The sequence below is a fragment of the Stenotrophomonas sp. 28608_Sma genome (genome assembly GCF_056486185.1).
In genome coordinates this window covers 1,525,163-1,542,961 of record NZ_CM151308.1, presented here as the reverse complement: position 1 = coordinate 1,542,961, position 17,799 = coordinate 1,525,163, and the positions used below count along the sequence as shown (strand labels likewise).

The following is a 17,799-nucleotide window of genomic DNA, read 5'->3' as shown; positions in this document are numbered from 1 at the left end:
CCCATGGACGTTCCGGGTGCGTTGCGGATGCCGGCCAGCGGCCGGCACTACCAGATGCTCATGCCGTGCCGGTTAGACTTCCGGCATGACGTCTGCCAACGATCCGCGCCGCGCACAGCTGCGGCGCCTGAAAGCCCTCGCGCTGGGACTGCTGCTGTTGATGCTCGCCGGTTTCGCGGTCAGCCACTGGCAGGGCGAGCGCGGCATCTGGGCCTGGGTCTCGGCCTTCTGCGAAGCAGCGGCCGTAGGCGCACTGGCCGACTGGTTCGCGGTCGTCGCGCTGTTCCGGCGGCCGATGGGCCTGCCGATCCCGCATACGGCAATCATCCCACGCAGCAAGGAACGCATCGGCGACAGCCTGGCCCTGTTCGTGCGCGACCAGTTCCTTGAACCACAGGTCCTCTTGGCAAAGCTGCAGGTATTCGACCCGGCCAGCCGTCTCGGCAGTTGGCTGGCCGACCCTGCACGTTCGCGGATGCTGGCCGACATGGCCCGCGGCTGGGCCCTGCAGGCACTGGACTTCTTCGACGAAACCGCGGTGCGTCGGCAGCTGCACGCCTTCGTGGTGCAGCAGCTGCGGCAGTGGAATGCCGCCGCCACCGCCGGTGAGCTGCTGGCCCTGCTGACCGCCGATGGGCGCCACCAGCGCGTGCTGGACGAGGGCCTGCAGCGCTTGGGGCGCTGGCTGGAGCAGCCGGAAGTGAAGGAGCGCGCCTCGCAGCTGATCGTGCGTTACATCCAGCGCGAGTGGCCGACGCTGTCGAGCACGGTGAACTGGGTCAAGCCGATCGACGAGATCGGCGATAGCCTGGCCGAGCGACTGGCGCGGGCGGTGCTGGAAGAACTGCAGCAGGTGCTGGCCGAGCCGCAGCATCCGCTGCGCCAGGACTACGAGAGCTGGCTGCAGAACTACGTGCAGCGCCTGCGCGAGGACCCGGCCCTGGCCGAGCGCATCGAACAGCTCAAACAGGAAATGATCGACCACCCTGCCCTGCAGGAGTACGTGCAGGGGCTGTGGGCGCGCATCCATGCCAGCCTGCGTGCCGACCTGCAGCGTGAGGATTCGGCGCTGGTCGGCCACCTGCATCGCAGCCTCGCGTCACTGGGCAGCAGCCTGCAGGCCGACCCGGCCCTGCGCGACGCGCTGAACCAGCGTCTGCTGGAGGGCGCCCAGCGCCTCACCGGCCGCCTGCGCGAAGGCGTGACCGCGCACATCGCGCAGACCGTGAAGAGCTGGGACGAACGGCATCTGGTCGAACAGCTGGAACTGAGCGTGGGCCGCGACCTGCAGTTCATCCGCTTCAACGGCACCCTGGTGGGCGGCCTGATCGGCCTGCTGCTGCACGCCGCGACGGTGGTGTTCAGGTTCTAGGACCCCATCCGGCAGTCGATCCACGCTCTGCGTGGAGACGGAATTCGTCACGCTTGATTAACGAAATGCGAATGCCTATCATTTGCCGATCGGTTGTACGCTTAGCCAAGCGGGGCACGGAAGCACGCACCTACCCGCCCCTTCGCCCGTGTACATCCCCCGACTACCGGGTCGCCCGCACCAAGCGGGTGGCGCACCGTCGATGGGACTCGCTGGGCGACGTGCGCGAAGCGCATGGCTGCTGTGTCTGCGCATTCCATCGCCTGTTTCGTCCTGCATGGAATCGCACCGATGGCAATGCCGCTGAACCACCCTCGTCCCACTCTGCTGGCCCTGGCCGTGACCGCACTGATGATCGCCCCGCTGGCCCACGCCGACGGCACTGCCGATCCTTCCGCGCGCACGCTGGATACGGTCCAGGTCACCGCTGACGGCGATATCGTCGACAGCTATACGGTCAAGCGTGCCAGCACGGCCACCAAGCTCGGCCTGTCGCTGCGCCAGACGCCGCAGTCGATGACCGTGGTCACCCGCCAGCGCCTGGACGACATGGGCCTGTTCTCGCTGTCCGATGTGATGGGCCAGGTCACCGGCGTGGCGGTATCGGTTACCGACAGTGAGCGCATCAACTACGTCTCGCGCGGCTACAACATCACCAATTTCCAGGTCGATGGGATGCTCAACACCTTCGGTGGGTACATCAAGACCAACACCGACAGCGTGATCTATGACCGCATCGAAGTGGTGCGCGGCGCAACCGGCCTGACCACCGGTGCCGGCGATCCCTCGGGCACCATCAACTTCGTGCGCAAGCGTCCTACCGACAGCTTCCAGATGAGCGCCAACCTGACCCTCGGGCGTTGGGGCAACCAGCGCCTGGAGGCCGACCTCGGTGGCCCGGTTGCGCTCGACGGCCGCATCCGCGCGCGCGTGGTGGCGGCCAAACAACAGAGTGACTCGTTCCGCGATGTCTACAAACTGGACAAGGACGTGTTCTACGGCATCGTCCAGGCCGACATCACCGACACGACCCTGCTCGAGGCCGGCTACGAATACCAGTCGCCGCGCACCACGGGCGTGACCTGGGGCGTGGTGCCGTACTGGGGGTCCGATGGCCAGCCCGCCAACCTGCCGCGCTCGACCAACCTGTCCGCCCGCTGGAGCAGTTGGCCGATCATCGAAAAGAGCGCATTCGCACGCCTTGAGCAGCAGTTGGGCAACGGCTGGACCGCCAAGGCCGCCTATACCCGCTCCAAGCGCGAAACCGACGGTGCGGTGTGGTACGGGGCCTCCGGCTACCCGAATGCCGATGGCAGCGGCATCAGCGCCTTCGTCGGCAGCTTCGGCGAGAACGGCGATATGCAGGTGTTCGACTTCAACGTTGGCGGTCCGTTCCGGCTGTTCGGCCGGGAACACGAGCTGGTGCTCGGTTTCGGCCAATCGGTGCGCAAGGGTGAAGTGCCTGCCACCGACACTGCTGCCTACCCGGACAGCTACACCCGTGTACCGGATTGGCATCGCTGGAACGGCGACGTCGCGCCGCTGCAGGTCACCCGCCTGGGCTATCTGGCTTCTGAAGACGAACTGCGCCAGCGCGCGGCCTATCTGGCGACGCGCCTGCAGCTGGCCGATCCGTTGACCGCGGTGCTCGGCGCGCGCTACGGCAGCTGGGAAACGCGCACCTGGAACTACACCCACGACGCCGCCGGTCGCCTGACCGATACGCGTCGTGGCGGCTACAAGCCGGACGACTCGCTCACTCCGTATGCCGGCTTCATCTACGACTTCAACCGCTACTTCAGCGGCTACGTCAGCTACACCGACATCTTCCAGCCGCAGAACTACCGTGACCGGGACAACAACTACCTCGAACCGGTGGTCGGTGACATGTGGGAGGCCGGCGTCAAGGCCGAGTTCTTCGACGGTCTGCTGAATGCTTCCGCGGCCGTGTTCAAGGGCCAGAAGGACAACGTTGCCGAGCTCGACGACTCGGTGCCGGAAAACTCGCTGCCGGGTGGGGTCAGTGCCTACCGCTCCACCGGCAAGGGCAACAAGGTCAAGGGCTGGGAGATCGAAGCACAAGGCAGCCTTGGTGAGAACTGGAACCTGGCGGCCGGCTTCACCCACACCGTCAGCCGCAATGCGCAGGGCGTGCGCCAGAACACCGTCATCCCGGTCGATCTGTTCCGCCTCAACGCCAGCTGGCGACCGGGCGGTGCTGAAGGCCGCTTCTGGCTGGGCGGTGGCGCCACCTGGCAGAGCGGAATCTGGAGCCTGAGCAACAAGCCGCGTGCGGATTTCCTGACCAGCGGCAAGCGCGACCGCGTGGCAATCGAACAGGGCGACATCTACCTGCTCAACCTGTCGGCGGGCTATCGCTTCAACGAGAACTTCACCGCGCAGGTAAACGTGAACAACCTGCTGGACAAGAAGTACTACAACCGCGTCGGTTTCTATGACGGCGTGTTCTGGGGCGAACCGCGCAATGTGACGATGACACTGCGCTGGAAGCTCTGACCCTCGATGGATGGCACCGGTTCTGCGACCGGTGCCCGGCCACGGATGGCCAACCCCGGCGCGCTGCGGTGCGCCGGTTCCTTTTCACTGAAACCTGCAGGAACGCCGTGGACCGCTCGCCCGCAACCGCCAGCCCCCGCACCTTCTTCTCCAACCCGCGCTGGGGCGTGCTGTCACGCTCGCTGGCGGCGATCTTCGGCGGCTACGCGCTGGCTTCCGTGACCAGCGTGTTCTGCGCGGTGGCGCTGCCCGGCGCTCGAGGCCAGACCGTGCTGACCGGCATGCTGCTGGCCATTCTGGTGGCCGCCTGCGCGGCGCTGTGGGCGTTCGCCACGCGCAGTGCGCTGCGTGCGTGGGTCGGCATCCTCGCCCCCACCCTGCTGATGGCAGTCATCGCGCGCATGCTGGGGGCCTGGGCATGAAGAACGGATTCCGCCAGTCGATGGCCTGGCTGCACACCTGGACCGGCCTGCTGGTCGGCTGGCTGCTGTTGCTGATTTTCATGGCCGGCACGGCCAGCTACTACCGCGAGGAAATCAGCCGCTGGATGCGCCCGGAACTGCCCTCCAGCAACGTCAGCATCGATGTGGCCGCGCAGCGTGCCGTGGACTACCTGCAGGCCAATGCCGCGCAGGCCGAGAACTGGTTCGTAACGTTGCCGCAGCCGCGCAATCCTGCCATGCAGATGTTCTGGCGGCTGCCGCCGGAGCTGGCCGACCCCAGCCGTGGCCGTCGAGGGGGCTTCGGCGACGCCACACTGGACCCGAACACCGGCCAGGCACTGAAAGCGCGCGAGACCCGCGGCGGTGATTTCTTCTACCGCCTGCACTTCGACCTGCACTACATCCCGGTGCTGTGGGCCCGCTATCTGGTCGGCTTCTGCGCGATGTTCATGCTGGTGGCGATCATCACCGGCGTCATCACCCACAAGAAAATCTTCAAGGACTTCTTCACCTTCCGCAAGGACAAGGGCCTGCGTTCCTGGCTGGATTTCCACAACGTCAGCGCGGTGATGGCCCTGCCCTACCACGCGATGATCACCTACACCGGCATCGTCACGCTGATGATCATGTACCTGCCGTGGGGCGTGAAGGTGGCCTACCCGCAGGACGAGGATGCCTTCTACAGCGAGGCCTTCGGTGGCATGCCGGAGGTGACTGCACCTGCCGAAGGCCGCGCCACGCCGCTGCCGATCGCGCAGCTGCTGGACAGCGCGCGAGCGCATTGGCACGGCGTGGAAGTGGCCGGCTTCACCGTGTCCAACCCGGGCGCGGCCAATGCAGTGATCGACATCCGCCAGCGTGACGGCAAGCGCCTGTCCACCGACACCCCGGCCGTGCGCTACGACATGGTCAACGGCACGCTGCTGGAAGAAACACCGCCTTCCGGTGGCGCCACCGCCACCCGCGGCGTGCTGTACGGCCTGCACCTGGCGCGCTTCGCCGACTGGGGCCTGCGCGCACTGTTCTTCCTGTCCGGCCTGGTCGGCTGCCTGATGGTGGCCAGCGGCGTGGTGCTGTGGGCGGTGAAGGAACGGCCCAAGCACGCCAAGAGTGGCCGCACAGGCTTCGGCCTGCGCCTGGTCGATGCGTTGAACATCGGTACCGTGGCCGGCCTGCCGATCGCCTTTGCAGCGTACTTCTGGGGCAACCGCCTGCTGCCGCTGGACATCGCCGAACGCTCCAGCGCCGAGGCCAACGTGTTCTTCTACGCCTGGGGTGCGGCACTGCTGGCCGCCTTCATCTGGCCGAAGCGGATGATGTGGGCCTGGCAGCTGTACCTGGGCGCAGCCGCGTTCGCGCTGGTGCCGGTGGTCAATGCGCTGACCACGCATGCGCACCTGGGCAACACCCTGCGCAACGGGGACTGGGTGCTGGCTGGCTTTGATCTGTCGATGATCGCGTTCGGCGCGATGCTGGCGCTGTGCGGCTGGCGCATGCAGCGCTGGACACCACCGCTGAGCGCGGCCGAGAAGAAGAAGCGTGCAGCGGCGGCGGCGGCGCCCAAGGCCCCGGTGGACGCTGCAGAAACCGCCGAAGCGGAGGCCAGCGCATGATGCTGCTGGCATTGACCCTGTCGTTCTCTGCGTTCACCGCGCTGTCGCTGGCGATGGAGAAGCACCAGCACGACCTGCACGGCAAGGCTGCAGCCACCCCGGCACGGCGCACGCAGTGGCGGGTGCTGGGTTGGGTGCTGCTGACGGTAGCGTTCGCATTGTGCGTGGTCGACCACGGCTGGGCGATGGGCCCGGTGCTGTGGCTGGGCGTGATGACCGTGGGCGGCGTGGTGCTGTCGTTCGGGTTGTACCCGTACCGGCCGAAATGGATCGCGCCGCTGGCGATCGCGCTGCCCGTGGCCGGGCTGCTGGTGGCGTTGCTGTAACCGCCATCCACGCATGGCGTGGATCTACTGAACAGCCATCCACGCATGGCGTGGATCTACTGAACAGCCATCCACGCATGGCGTGGATCTACTGAACAGCCATCCACGCACGGCGTGGATCTACTGAACAGCCATCCACGCATGGCGTGGATGTACCGGCCAGATATGGGGAGTGCCGGCCGCTGGCCGGCATCCCATGAACCCTCTGCGGATCTGACAACGTTGCCGGCCAGCGGCCGGCATTACCGGACTTACCCCAACCGCTTCAGTTCCCACGCGCGGTGGATGCGCGCGTTGCGCTCGAAATCCGGGCCGATGGTGCGTGCGGTGATCTCGCGGCACTGGGCAAATTCGGCGATGGCGTTCTCTTCCAGCTTGAAGCGGCGGAAGTTGTTGGAGAAGTACAGCACGCCACCTGGCGCCAGCCGCGCCACCGCCGCGCGCAGCAGCTTCAGCTGCTCGCGCTGCACGTCGAAGTCGTCGGCACGTGCGGAGTTGGAGAACGTCGGCGGATCGCAGAAGATCACGTCGTACTGGCCACGGTCGCCTTCCAACCACGCCATCGCATCGGCCTGCACCAGCAGGTGCTGGTTGCCGCCCTGCCCGTTCAACGCCAGGTTGTCGTAGCACCACTGCAGGTAAGTCGCCGAAAGATCGACGCTGGTGGTGCTGGCCGCACCGGCCACGGCGGCCTGCACGCTGGCCACGCCGGTGTAGCAGAACAGGTTGAGGAAACGCTTGCCACGCGCCTGTTCGGCCATCATCCGGCGCAGCGGGCGATGGTCGAGGAACAGGCCGGTGTCCAGGTAGTCGAACAGATTCACCTGCAGCAGCGCGTTGTTCTCGCGCACCACGATGAACTCGTCACGCTGCTCGAAACGGCCGTACTTGCTGCCGCCCTTGCCGCGCTCGCGCGACTTCATCGACACCTGTTCCGGCGGAACGCCGAATACTTCGCGCGCGGCCGCCAGCAGCTCGTTGCGGCGGCGGCGCACGTCGTTCTCCGGAATCGCCGCCGGTGCGGCGTACTCCTGCACATGCAGGAAGGTGCGGCGCTTGCCACCGTCTTCCTCGTAGACATCGATGGCCGCCGCGTACTCCGGCAGATCGGCATCGTAGGCACGGAAGCAGGTGATGTCCTCGCGGGCACGCCAGCTCTTGAACTTCTTCAGGTTCTTGCGCAGGCGGTTGGCCACCATCTGCGCACCTTCGCTCAGCTCGCGCGGCTGCGCCGGGTCACGGCCCGGCACGGCGATCGGGTCGCAGATGATCAGCGCGCATTCCAGCGCACCGTTGAACATCTGGTACTTCTTGCCCGCACGCAGGCCGGTGGCAAAAGCCAGTTCGTCGTTGCCGCACAGCAGGCTGGCGCGCCACTGCGGCACCGCCTTCTGCAGGGCATTGCCGAGTGCGCGGTACAGCGCCGGGTCGGCGGCCAGGCGTTCGTCATACGGCGGGTTGCAGACCACCGCACCGATCTCCTGCTCCGGCGCGGCCAGGTCGGCCACATCGGCGCGGGTGAAGCGGATCGCGTGGGCGACACCGGCCACCTCGGCATTCTCGCGTGCCGCCTGGATCGCGGTCGGGTCGATGTCGCTGCCGTGGATGACCGGCTTCAGCGCGGCCAGGCCAGCCGATTCGCGGTCACGCGCCTCGCTCTGGATGCTCTTCCAGGCGGCCTTGTCGAAGCCCAGCCAGCGGCTCGGCGGCAGGCTGCCGTGGCGCATCAGGCCGGGCGCGACGTCGGCGGCCATCAGCGCGCCCTCGATCAGCAGCGTGCCGCTGCCGCACATCGGGTCCAGCAGGCCGCCACCGGCGGCGTGCAGCCGCGGCCACTGCGCGCGCAGCAGCAGCGCGGCGGCCAGATTTTCCTTCAGCGGTGCCTCGTGAGCGGCGCCGCGCCAGCCACGGCGATGCAACGGGCCGCCGCCGAGGTCGATCGACAGCGAGGCACGGCCTTTGCGCAGTGACAGGTTGACGCGCACATCCGGCAGGTCGGTGTTGACCGACGGGCGCTCCAGGCCTTCATCACGCATGCGGTCGACGATGGCGTCCTTGATCCGCTGCGCGGCAAAGCGGGCATGGGTGATCTTGTCGCCCGACACGTGCGCGTCCACCGCCAGGGTCATCTCCGGCTTGAGGTGCTCGTGCCACGGCAGCGCACGCACGCCGTCATACAGGGCCTGCTCGTCCGGGCACTCGAACTCGTCGATCGGCCACAGCACGCGGCTGGCCAGGCGCGACCACATCACGATCCGCAGCGCCTGCTCCAGTTCGCCCTCGGCGTTGACGCCGGCAATGGTGGCAGTGGCCTTGCCAAGGCCCAGGGCCGACAGTTCATCGGCAAGCAGGTATTCCAGGCCCTTGGCGCAGGAGACGAAGAATTTCACAGGATCGGTTCGCAGGTGGTCGGGCGCGGCACAGGGACCGGGCCAGTCGGAAAGGAGGGCCGTAGGCACGGCCGGCAGGCCCGCGCCGGGGGCGGCGGGGCTGCCATTGTAGTCAATGCGGGCGGGCGCGCCGTGCGCCCGGGCTTCACAGTTGCCGCAGCAGGCGCTCGAAGGCCTGCGCGGAGGCCTCCACGTGGTGCTCCAGGCGGTGGCCGTCGTCGACCAGCAGCAGCTGCGCCGAACGCGCCTGCGCCCAGGCAATCACCCCGGCGGCCGGGACCACGTCGTCATGCCAGGCCTGGACCACGGTGGTCGGCACGGCGGCGGCGTCCAGCGCCGGCATCGGGCCCATGGTGGTCGGCGGCACCATCAGGAACAGGCCGGCCACCGGCACCTGCAGCGAGGCGATGGCAGAGATGTAGGCACCCAGGCTGGAGCCGGCCAGCACCACCGGGCCCTGCTGGGCAGCGATGGCGGTGCGTTCGACCAGGCGGCGCAGGCGGGTCGGCACATCGCCCACCCGGCTGACCTCGCTCATCGCGTCCAGGTCGGTGTAGTCCGGGCGCTCATGGGTCCAGCCCAGTCGCTGCGCCACGTCGGCCAGCGCGGTGACCTTGGTCGCTTCCGGGCCACTCTCGAAACCGTGGGACAGGATGCAGTGGCCGCGGCTCATGCGCGCGCTCCATGGGAGCGGGCCGATGAGGAAAGGGAAGGCAGGTTCATGCCGCAATGCTAGCATCGCCGGATGCCCAACCCGCTCCTGCCCGGCCTGCAGCTGCAGCCGCTGCCCTACCAAGACCGTCTGCCACTGCGCGACCCGGCCACGCTGGAGATGGTGGTGATCCACTGCACCGAGCTGCCCGACCTGGCGATGGCCCGTGAGTACGGCGAGCGCGTGCTGTACGACAGTGGTGCCGGCAACAGCGGCCACTTCTACATCGACCGCGACGGCAGCGTGGTGCAGTACGTGGCGCCGGAGCGCGTGGCGCATCACGTGCGCGGCATGAACGCGCATACGCTGGGCATCGAGCTGGTCAACACCGGCCGCTACCCGCACTGGTTCGACAGCCGCCAGCAGGCGATGGACGAGCCGTACACCGAGGCACAGCTGCAGGCGCTGGAGCAGCTGCTGCAGGCGCTGGTGGTGCGCTATCCGTCGCTGCGGCGGATTGCCGGGCACGACCAGCTCGATCTGGAGCAGGTGCCGGCCAGCGATGACCCGGCGCTGATGGTGGCACGAAAGCGTGATCCGGGGCCGTTGTTCCCGTGGGCGCGGATCCTGGCGAAGGTGCCGTTGCAGCCGGTTGGGTAAGCGGCAGGGCTGCGCCCTGCACCCGCAGAAGCAACATCAACGTCAAGAGCTGGCATTCCGCAGGATGGCGGGGTGGGTCCGGTTGCGAGGGACGCCGTAAACCCGTCCATGGGGCCTGGCCGCGGCATCCATGCCGCGGACACCCTCGCAACCGGACCCACCCCGCCTTCGACAGATCTCTGCTGCTGTTGGTGGGTGTCGACCTTGGCCGACACGGGGTCGGATCCCGTTGCTACGCAACGGGCTCTGACCCGGATTTTCAGTTGATGGGGTCAGAGCCGTTTTCCGTTGGAAAACGGATCCGACCCCGCGCGCCTCAGGCGCCGGTCGCCACCGGGCGGCTGCTGTCGCTGACCCAGCCGCTCCAGGAATCGGCGTAGATGCGTGCGCCGGACAGACCGGCCGCTTCCATCGCCAGCAACAGGTGGCAGGCGGTGACGCCGGAGCCGCACATCAGCACCACCTGCTGCGGCTCACGGTTGCCGATCACGCCCTGCAGTTCGGCGCGCAGTTCCTGTGCATCACGCAGGCGGCCGTCGGCGACGTTCAACGCAAACGGACGGTTGACCGCGCCGGGCACGTGGCCGGCGACCGGGTCCAGCGGCTCCACTTCGCCGCGGAAGCGCTCACCCGCGCGTGCATCGACCAGCCAACCGGGTGCATGCTTCAAGCGTGCAGTGATTTCATCGGCATTGGCGATCTGGGTGGTGTCGAAACGGCCCGGGTAAACCGGCAGCGCGGTCACCTCATCCTGCCCCGTCGCCAAGGGATGCCCTGCGCCCTGCCATGCGGCGATGCCACCATCAAGCACGGCCACCTTGCTGTGCCCGATCAGGCGCAGCAGCCACCACAGGCGCGAGGCGGCCATGCTGCCATCGCTGCCGTCGTAGACCACCACCTGGGTTTCGGGACCGATGCCCCACTGGCCGAGCTTCGCGGCGAAGGCATCGCTGTCCGGCAGCGGGTGACGGCCGTGGCCGCTGCGGGTCAGATCCGACAGGTCCCGATTGAGGTCGGCATACACCGCGCCCGGAACATGCCCCGCCAGATACTGGCCGTTACCCGCCTGCGGATCGGACAGCGAGGAACGTGCATCGACCACGCGTACGGCGGTACTGGCAGTAGCACGTGCGTCGACCACGCGAACGCCCTCGCCCAATGCAGCGGCCAGGGTGGCGACATCGACCAGGGTGGTCCACGGCGGATCGATCGGCTTCATTGCACTTGCTCCAGGCGGCGACGCAGGTTGTAGAGGATGGCGGCGGTGGCGCCCCAGATGCGCTGGCCGGGCCAGCCATATTCGAGGACGTGGCGGACGCGGCCGCGATGATTGATTTCGACCTGGTGCAGGTTGTCGGCTGCCATCAGGTAATCGAGCGGCACTTCAAACACTTCGGCCACTTCACTGGGCTGTGGCACCGGCACGAAATCCGGATCGACCACGGCCACCACCGGCGTGACCCGGTAGCCGGTGATCGTCACGAAGGGATCGAGATAGCCCAGCGCCTGCACTTGGCCGGGCGCCAATGCGATTTCCTCCTGGCTCTCGCGCAGTGCAGCGGCCAACGCATCGCGGTCATCGGGTTCGGTGCGGCCACCGGGGAAACCGACCTGGCCACCATGGGTACGCAGGGTTTCGGTGCGACGGGTGAGAATGACCTGTGCGCCGTTGGCGCGCGGCACGATGCCGGCCAGTACGGCGGCTTCCACCGGGGGCCCGGGCGGCAGCAGATCGATCAGTTCACTGCGGTTCCAGCCGTCGCCGGCCGGCGGCTCGGCCAGTGGATGCAGCGCGCGCATCAGGCGCTCGTGATCAGCCAGCGAGCCGCGCAGTGATTGCTGCAGCTGTTCACGCAGAGGTTGCACGCGATGCAGGATGCGGCTGCGTTCCTCGTTGCTCATCGACGACCACCGCGCGATCTCATCGATATGCCGCCCGCAGCCGGTGCATTGCCGGTGCGGATCCAGCGTGCACACTCCGATGCAGGGACTTGCGACAACACGTGCCGTTTTTTCCATTGTTTGCACCCGGCAACAGTAGCGCGATCGGGCTGAATTTGCGCGGGGTCAATATGCAGTGCACGGCAGCGTCGCGATCCGCGCAAACAAAAACGCGCCGGTGGGATCACCGGCGCGTTTCGTTTACCGCTTCGATTTACTTGACGCTGACCAGCTTGATCTCGAACTGCACAGCCACGTTCGGCGGGAACGGGGTGCGCGGGTCGGCACCGTAGGCCTGGTCCGGCGGCAGGGTGACTTCCCACTTCGAGCCAGCCGGCATCTGCAGCAGGGTCTCGCGCATGGCCTTCATTTCGACTTCGCTGACCTTGATCGACGGAATCTGCTGGGCCGGGCGGGCTTCGGTCGGGCGCTGGCCGTACGGGAACGGACCGGCCACTTCCAGCTGCACGGTGCTGGCCTGGGTCGGCTTGGCGCCCTTGCCGGCTTCAATCACGCGGTACTGGACGCCGCTCGGCAGGGACTGCACGCCGGCCTTGGCCTTGTTCGCCGCGATGAACTGATCGCTCTTGGTCTTGTTTTCGGCAGCAGCCTTTTCGTACTCGGCCTTGGCAGCCTGGGCACGGCCCTGCTCGCGCTTCTGGAACGCTTCAACGGCCGGCTTCAGCTGGTCGGCGGTGATCGCCGGCTGCTTCTTGGCGTAGGCGTCCTGCAGACCCTTCACCACCGAGTTGATGTCCAGCTGCTCACCACGACCGGTCAGCTCCGCCAGGTTGTTGCCGTAGTCGTAACCGAAGTAGTAGCTCAGCTTGCCCTTTTCGGACGAGACGTCCTGGGCGAAGGCATTGCCCGTCAGGGCCAGGGCCGCGACGGCGACCGCGATAGAACGCAACTTCATCAAACAGTTCTCCAGGGGTGGTAACTCAGGGACGTTCTGCGCCGCCCTGAGGCGACGGGTTAGGATAACGGGCACAACGTGTAACCGCTACTCACGATGCAGGCTAAGACCCGTCTGCGTTCGCGGAGTTCAATCTCACTTTTTTTTAACGTTTCAGGAGTTTTCCCCGTGGCCGATGCCCTGATCGCCGTCGCCGACGACGGCGCCATCCGCACCGTGACCGTCCAGCGCCCGGACAAGCTCAACGCCTTGAATGCCGCGACCCTGCAGGCGCTGGCCGAGGCGTTCAGCGCCGCCGCCGCCGACCCGGAGGTGCGTGTGGTGGTGCTGACCGGTGCCGGCCCGAAGGCCTTCGTGGCCGGTGCCGACATCGCCGAGATGAACACTCTCAGCGCGGTTCAGGGACGTGATTTCTCGCTTCTGGGCCAGGCCCTGATGCGCCAGATCGAACGCATGCCCAAGCCGGTGATCGCGCGCGTGAACGGCTTCGCCCTGGGCGGCGGGCTGGAGCTGGCGATGGCCTGCCATCTGCGCATCGCTGCCGATACGGCCAAGGTCGGGCAGCCGGAGATCAACCTCGGCCTGATTCCCGGCTTCGGTGGCAGCCAGCGCCTGCTGCGCCTGTGCGGCCGCGCCGCCACCCTGGAGCTGTGCCTGCTGGGTGCACCGATCAACGCCGCGCGTGCGCTGGAACTGGGCATCGTCAACGAGGTGGTGCCGGCCGACGCGCTGGACAACCGCGTGCAGGACATCGCCCGCCAGCTGGCACGCTCGGCCCCGCTGGCCCTGCGTGGCCTGCTCGACGCGGTACACGTGGGTGGCGAATGCAGCCTGGAGGCTGGGCTGGAGTACGAAAGCGCGCAGTTCGGCCTGCTGTTCGCCACCGAAGACATGCGCGAAGGCACCAGCGCCTTCCTGCAGCGCCGCCCGCCGGCCTTCCAGAACCGCTGACGCCATGGCATCCCGACCCAACCCCGCGCAGCTGTTCGCCCGGGTCCAGGCAGACGATCTCGATGGCGCCCTGCAGGCCGGTCTCATGGACTACGTTGCCCGTGACGGCGACGAACAGCTGCTGCCCGGCCACCCGGACCTTCCACGACGCCTGCAGCAGGCCCAGCAGCAGCTGCACGCGGCCTGGGCCGCACGCGAACGCTACCGTGCCCGTGCCGTGCGCCTGGCGCGCCGCGAGGCCGAACGCGATGCCCGACGCACGCCAGCCCCGGCACCGGACGTGAAGCCCGCCCTGCCCCCGGCGGCCGCCGCGATTCTCGCCCGGGCCAAGGCCCGCGCCACCGGCAAGGAGCAGTAATGGCTACTGCGAAGAAGACCCCGCGCGCGCCGGCGCGACGCGGTGGCAGCATGCCGCGCGCCGACGTGGTGGAGATGTTCACCCGCCTGCGCGAACTCAATCCGCACCCGAAGACCGAACTGGAGTACAGCTCGCCGTTCGAACTGCTGGTGGCGGTCGCGCTGTCGGCGCAGGCCACCGACGTGGGCGTCAACAAGGCCACGCGCCGCCTGTTCCCGGTGGCCAATACCCCGGCAAAGATCCTCGCGCTTGGCGAGGACGGGCTGAAGCAGTACATCGCCACCATCGGTCTGTTCAACGCCAAGGCGAAGAACGTGATCGCCACCTGCGCGATCCTGCTGGAGAAGCACGGCGGTGAAGTGCCGCGCGATCGCGATGAACTGGAAGCGCTGCCGGGCGTGGGCCGCAAGACCGCCAACGTGGTGCTCAACACTGCGTTCGGTGAGCCGGTGATGGCGGTGGACACGCATATCTTCCGCGTCTCCAACCGTACCGGCCTGGCCCCGGGCAAGAACGTGCGCGAAGTGGAAGACAAACTGGTGAAGGTGATTCCGGCCGAGTTCCTGCTCGACGCGCATCACTGGCTGATCCTGCACGGACGTTATGTGTGCAAGGCGCGCAAGCCGGATTGCCCGGGCTGCGTGATCGCCGACCTGTGCCGGTTCAAGGAAAAGACCACGGCCGAGGCGTGAACGCGTTCGTGGTGTGACAAAACAAGGACGGCGGGCACAGGGCCCGCCGTCCTTGCTTGTAGACAAGAGTGCTTCAGGACATCAGAACGACAGGTCGCCCCAGACGCCGAACTCCTTGGTCTTGTCGTTCTTCTTGTCGCTGGCGTTGGCCAGGTGCGTGTACTTGTACACGGTCGACAGCTTGAGGTTCTTCATGACCGGGAACTCGACGCCGACGTTCCAGTACTTGTCGCTCAGGGTCGGGTCCAGCGTCTTGCTGACGTCGGTGTCATCGTAACGACCGAACACGTTGATGCCGCCGTCGGTGACGCGCACGCTGCCCCACACCGACCAGCCGCTGGTCTTGTCGGTGGCAACGGTCATCACGTTGTTGAGGTTCTTGGCCTGGAAGTACTCGCCACCGACGCGGAAGTCGCTGCTGGCGTAGGCCACCATCGCGTTGGCGCGGGTGTAGGTGTTCTCGGCGCTCTGGATGTCGGTTTCCTTGCCCAGCTTGCCACTGTAGCCACCGACGGCAACCACGAAGTTCTCGTTCGGGGTATAGGCCGCGCGGCCTTCCACGTCCATGCCCTTGCTGCGGGTCGGGTTCTTGTAACCGGCGCCGGACACGACCGAGACCGCGTAGTTGAAGTTGTTGCCCAGGTTGCCGAAGCCATGCAGACCCCAGTCGGACGAGTTGCCGTACTTCAGGCGATCGGTCAGGGTGTTCTCGACATAACGCATGCCGTAGAACTTCTCGACGTACGGAATCCACGGCATGTCGGCGGCACCGACGCGCAGATTGAAGGCCGGGTCGAAGCTGCCCTGCACGTAGGCCTTCTTGACGAACAGTTCGGTGTTGCCGATGGCCGAGCTGTACTGGAAGTCGGTGGTCAGGTTGGCCGACCAGATGTCGTTGAACTTGTGGTCGACGGTCAGGTAGAAGCGCTTGACGTCCAGACCGGTGCCGCTGGCGGCGGTGTCCTTGCCGTTGCTGGTCTTGTCGATGTTGGTCAGGTCGAAGAACATGCGACCGCCGATCTTGTTGTCATTGACCAGCTTGGCCAGCTTGTCGACGCTGGTCTGGGTCTTCTGTGCACCTTCCAGGGCCTGGGCCTGGGTGATGTTCACTTCGGACTGCGCATCGGACTGTGCCTGCAGCGCCTGCGAATCGTTCTGCAACTGCTGGACCTGGGCCTGCAGGGCAGCGATCTGCGCCTGCAGCTGCTGCAGCTGTGCCTGGGATACGCCCGTGCTGGCGGGAGCTGCGAAGGCGTCGGCGGAAACCAGACCGAGGCTTGCAACGACCGCGGCGGCGAGCAAATGGGAACGCATTTTGGATTTCTCCAGAGGGTTGGAATGGCTTGGGCAGAACGCCACGCCGGCAGGCCGGTCAAGCGTTTTGCGAACATTCCGTTAAAACCATGACAGCCGAATGACAACCTGAGCACCAACCACAGATTTCTTCGTGCGGTCATGCGTACGACTCATTTGCCGCCACATGCTTGTCGATCCCTTGCGGCATATGGCGTCACGTATCAGCGTCCCGGCCCGGGCCGACCGCCGCGCAGCGCTCAACTGCATTGATGGTTTCGTGTGGATGACGCGGCATCACTGCGGAATGCCAGGCCGGGATGGCATTGACGACCACACCGGGCAGTCCATCAGCGACATATAGAACGTGATCGCAACCGGGCCACGTCCGTCTCCGGCGCATGGTCATCACGTTGCCCGCAGCACTCAGAATCTTCACGCCCCTGGCTGTGCGGACGCCGGGCAGCGCTGTAACGGTTGCGTCATACAACGGTCCCTGCGCTGTCATCGAACCGTTATGGAATGTGCGCCGGGCGGGTAACCCCGCATCCCAATCAACCCAGGAGCCACCCCGTGATCCACGCCTTCAAGTCGCGCGTTGCCGTTGCCGTCTTCGCAGCGTCGTCCGTGTTCGCCGCCAACGCCGCTGAAATCACCGGCGCGGGCGCCTCGTTCATCTACCCGGTGATGTCGAAGTGGTCGGCCGACTACAACGCCGCCACCAGCAACAAGGTCAACTACCAGTCGATCGGCTCCGGCGGTGGTATCGCCCAGATCAAGGCCAAGACCGTTGATTTCGGCTCCTCCGACGCCCCGCTGAAGCCGGAAGAACTGGCTGCTGCGGGCCTGGCCCAGTTCCCGTCGGTGATCGGCGGCGTGGTGCCGGTGGTCAACGTTGCCGGCATCGCCCCGGGCACGCTGAAGCTGGACGGCACCGTGCTGGCCAACATCTTCCTGGGCAAGATCAAGACCTGGAACGACCCGGCCATCGCCGCACTGAACCCGGGCGTGACCCTGCCGAGCGCCAAGATCACCGTCGTGCACCGTTCGGATGGCTCGGGCACCACCTTCAACTTCGTCAACTACCTGTCCAAGGTCAGCCCGGAGTGGAAGAGCTCGGTCGGTGAAGGCACCTCGGTCCAGTGGCCGGCCGGCATCGGTGGCAAGGGCAACGAAGGCGTTGCCGCTTACGTGAAGCAGATCAAGGGCGGCATCGGCTACGTCGAACTGTCCTACGCGCTGCAGAACAAGCTGTCGTACACCGCGATGAAGAATGCCGCCGGCCGCTTCGTGCAGCCGAGCGACGCCTCGTTCGCCGCCGCTGCTGCCAGCGCCGACTGGGCCAGCGCCAAGGACTTCTACCTGGTGATGACCAATGCCCCGGGCGCCGAGTCCTGGCCGATCACCGCCACCAACTTCATCCTGGTGCACAAGAAGCCGAAGAACCCTGCCAACGGCAAGGCCACCCAGGAGTTCTTCCGCTGGGTCTACAAGAGCGGCGATGCCCAGGCCCGCCAGCTGGACTACGTGCCGCTGCCGGACAGCCTGGTCCGCCAGATCGAGACCTACTGGTCGCAGAACCTGAAGTAAGCAAGCGCGTTCCCCCGCAGGAACGGGATCGGCGGGTCCTCTCTCCCCCGCCGATCCCACCCCGGGCGCGAGATCCTCGAGATCT

At 66.7% G+C, this 17,799-nt stretch carries 16 protein-coding genes; 10 read left to right on the top strand and 6 right to left on the bottom strand.

Annotated features, from left to right (window positions below):
• The first annotated feature begins 85 nt into the window (after window positions 1-85).
• The 5 genes from ACZLHH_RS07015 (at window position 86) to ACZLHH_RS06995 (ending at window position 6,271) form a co-directional block, all read left to right on the top strand.
• A complete protein-coding gene (locus ACZLHH_RS07015; RefSeq protein WP_180845035.1) occupies window positions 86-1,372 on the top strand; it encodes a DUF445 domain-containing protein in 1,287 nt (428 codons plus the stop codon).
• A 291-nt stretch (window positions 1,373-1,663) separates the two neighbouring features.
• Window positions 1,664-3,889, top strand: coding sequence for a TonB-dependent siderophore receptor (locus ACZLHH_RS07010; RefSeq protein ID WP_107432505.1), 2,226 nt, complete (start codon window positions 1,664-1,666; stop codon window positions 3,887-3,889).
• Between the two features lie 107 nt (window positions 3,890-3,996).
• Complete coding sequence (locus tag ACZLHH_RS07005) at window positions 3,997-4,311, top strand: DUF3649 domain-containing protein (protein ID WP_032127889.1); 315 nt, start codon at window positions 3,997-3,999, stop codon at window positions 4,309-4,311.
• Entirely contained in the window at window positions 4,308-5,945 is a 1,638-nt protein-coding gene (locus ACZLHH_RS07000) for a PepSY-associated TM helix domain-containing protein (RefSeq protein ID WP_071228416.1), read from the top strand. The genes ACZLHH_RS07005 and ACZLHH_RS07000 overlap by 4 nt, the downstream gene beginning before the upstream one ends.
• Entirely contained in the window at window positions 5,942-6,271 is a 330-nt protein-coding gene (locus tag ACZLHH_RS06995; RefSeq protein WP_049399886.1) for a DUF3325 domain-containing protein, read from the top strand. The genes ACZLHH_RS07000 and ACZLHH_RS06995 overlap by 4 nt, the downstream gene beginning before the upstream one ends.
• A gap of 251 nt (window positions 6,272-6,522) precedes the next feature.
• Here the strand turns inward: ACZLHH_RS06995 and rlmKL are convergent, their stop codons facing one another.
• On the bottom strand, window positions 6,523-8,661 hold the full coding sequence (gene rlmKL / locus ACZLHH_RS06990; protein WP_107432506.1) for a bifunctional 23S rRNA (guanine(2069)-N(7))-methyltransferase RlmK/23S rRNA (guanine(2445)-N(2))-methyltransferase RlmL: 2,139 nt from the start codon (window positions 8,659-8,661) through the stop codon (window positions 6,523-6,525).
• A 145-nt stretch (window positions 8,662-8,806) separates the two neighbouring features.
• Window positions 8,807-9,334, bottom strand: a complete 528-nt coding sequence (locus ACZLHH_RS06985) for an alpha/beta hydrolase (protein ID WP_049399884.1) — start codon at window positions 9,332-9,334, stop codon at window positions 8,807-8,809.
• A gap of 72 nt (window positions 9,335-9,406) precedes the next feature.
• Between ACZLHH_RS06985 and ACZLHH_RS06980 the strand changes: the two genes are divergently transcribed.
• Window positions 9,407-9,973 (top strand): N-acetylmuramoyl-L-alanine amidase, encoded by a 567-nt coding sequence (locus tag ACZLHH_RS06980; protein WP_107432507.1) that lies wholly within the window; start codon window positions 9,407-9,409, stop codon window positions 9,971-9,973.
• A gap of 316 nt (window positions 9,974-10,289) precedes the next feature.
• Here ACZLHH_RS06980 and ACZLHH_RS06975 read toward each other — a convergent pair whose 3' ends face one another.
• From ACZLHH_RS06975 to ACZLHH_RS06965, 3 genes are all read right to left on the bottom strand, one after another.
• On the bottom strand, window positions 10,290-11,192 hold the full coding sequence (locus ACZLHH_RS06975; RefSeq protein WP_107432508.1) for a sulfurtransferase: 903 nt from the start codon (window positions 11,190-11,192) through the stop codon (window positions 10,290-10,292).
• Window positions 11,189-11,992 carry a CoA pyrophosphatase gene (locus ACZLHH_RS06970; protein ID WP_032127895.1) on the bottom strand — a complete coding sequence of 268 codons (804 nt, stop codon included), beginning with the start codon at window positions 11,990-11,992 and terminating at the stop codon, window positions 11,189-11,191. Before ACZLHH_RS06970 ends, ACZLHH_RS06975 begins: the two co-directional genes overlap by 4 nt.
• A gap of 136 nt (window positions 11,993-12,128) precedes the next feature.
• Window positions 12,129-12,830 carry an FKBP-type peptidyl-prolyl cis-trans isomerase N-terminal domain-containing protein gene (locus tag ACZLHH_RS06965; RefSeq protein ID WP_032127896.1) on the bottom strand — a complete coding sequence of 234 codons (702 nt, stop codon included), beginning with the start codon at window positions 12,828-12,830 and terminating at the stop codon, window positions 12,129-12,131.
• Window positions 12,831-12,998: 168 nt separating this feature from the next.
• On the opposite strand from ACZLHH_RS06965, the gene ACZLHH_RS06960 reads away from it, so the two are divergent.
• From ACZLHH_RS06960 to nth, 3 genes are read left to right on the top strand one after another with little or no spacing between them, the layout of a single operon-like run.
• A complete protein-coding gene (locus tag ACZLHH_RS06960) occupies window positions 12,999-13,781 on the top strand; it encodes an enoyl-CoA hydratase/isomerase family protein (protein ID WP_107432509.1) in 783 nt (260 codons plus the stop codon).
• Between the two features lie 4 nt (window positions 13,782-13,785).
• Window positions 13,786-14,139, top strand: a complete 354-nt coding sequence (locus ACZLHH_RS06955) for a hypothetical protein (protein WP_107432510.1) — start codon at window positions 13,786-13,788, stop codon at window positions 14,137-14,139.
• Window positions 14,139-14,831, top strand: coding sequence for an endonuclease III (nth, locus tag ACZLHH_RS06950; protein WP_032127899.1), 693 nt, complete (start codon window positions 14,139-14,141; stop codon window positions 14,829-14,831). Before ACZLHH_RS06955 ends, nth begins: the two co-directional genes overlap by 1 nt.
• Before the next feature lie 81 nt (window positions 14,832-14,912).
• Here the strand turns inward: nth and ACZLHH_RS06945 are convergent, their stop codons facing one another.
• Window positions 14,913-16,145 (bottom strand): porin, encoded by a 1,233-nt coding sequence (locus ACZLHH_RS06945; protein WP_032127900.1) that lies wholly within the window; start codon window positions 16,143-16,145, stop codon window positions 14,913-14,915.
• A 552-nt stretch (window positions 16,146-16,697) separates the two neighbouring features.
• On the opposite strand from ACZLHH_RS06945, the gene pstS reads away from it, so the two are divergent.
• Window positions 16,698-17,714 (top strand): phosphate ABC transporter substrate-binding protein PstS, encoded by a 1,017-nt coding sequence (pstS, locus tag ACZLHH_RS06940; RefSeq protein ID WP_107432511.1) that lies wholly within the window; start codon window positions 16,698-16,700, stop codon window positions 17,712-17,714.
• Window positions 17,715-17,799: the final 85 nt, after the last annotated feature.

Excerpts from the sequence above, each read along its gene's own strand:
- ACZLHH_RS07015 (WP_180845035.1), top strand. The coding sequence starts at position 86 with ATGACGTCTGCCAACGATCCGCGCCGCGCACAGCTGCGGCGCCTGAAA.
- ACZLHH_RS07010 (WP_107432505.1), top strand. The coding sequence starts at position 1,664 with ATGGCAATGCCGCTGAACCACCCTCGTCCCACTCTGCTGGCCCTGGCC.
- ACZLHH_RS07000 (WP_071228416.1), top strand. The coding sequence starts at position 4,308 with ATGAAGAACGGATTCCGCCAGTCGATGGCCTGGCTGCACACCTGGACC.
- ACZLHH_RS06995 (WP_049399886.1), top strand. The coding sequence starts at position 5,942 with ATGATGCTGCTGGCATTGACCCTGTCGTTCTCTGCGTTCACCGCGCTG.
- ACZLHH_RS06985 (WP_049399884.1), bottom strand. The coding sequence starts at position 9,334 with ATGAGCCGCGGCCACTGCATCCTGTCCCACGGTTTCGAGAGTGGCCCG.
- ACZLHH_RS06980 (WP_107432507.1), top strand. The coding sequence starts at position 9,407 with ATGCCCAACCCGCTCCTGCCCGGCCTGCAGCTGCAGCCGCTGCCCTAC.
- ACZLHH_RS06975 (WP_107432508.1), bottom strand. The coding sequence starts at position 11,192 with ATGAAGCCGATCGATCCGCCGTGGACCACCCTGGTCGATGTCGCCACC.
- ACZLHH_RS06970 (WP_032127895.1), bottom strand. The coding sequence starts at position 11,992 with ATGGAAAAAACGGCACGTGTTGTCGCAAGTCCCTGCATCGGAGTGTGC.
- ACZLHH_RS06965 (WP_032127896.1), bottom strand. The coding sequence starts at position 12,830 with ATGAAGTTGCGTTCTATCGCGGTCGCCGTCGCGGCCCTGGCCCTGACG.
- ACZLHH_RS06955 (WP_107432510.1), top strand. The coding sequence starts at position 13,786 with ATGGCATCCCGACCCAACCCCGCGCAGCTGTTCGCCCGGGTCCAGGCA.
- nth (WP_032127899.1), top strand. The coding sequence starts at position 14,139 with ATGGCTACTGCGAAGAAGACCCCGCGCGCGCCGGCGCGACGCGGTGGC.
- ACZLHH_RS06945 (WP_032127900.1), bottom strand. The coding sequence starts at position 16,145 with ATGCGTTCCCATTTGCTCGCCGCCGCGGTCGTTGCAAGCCTCGGTCTG.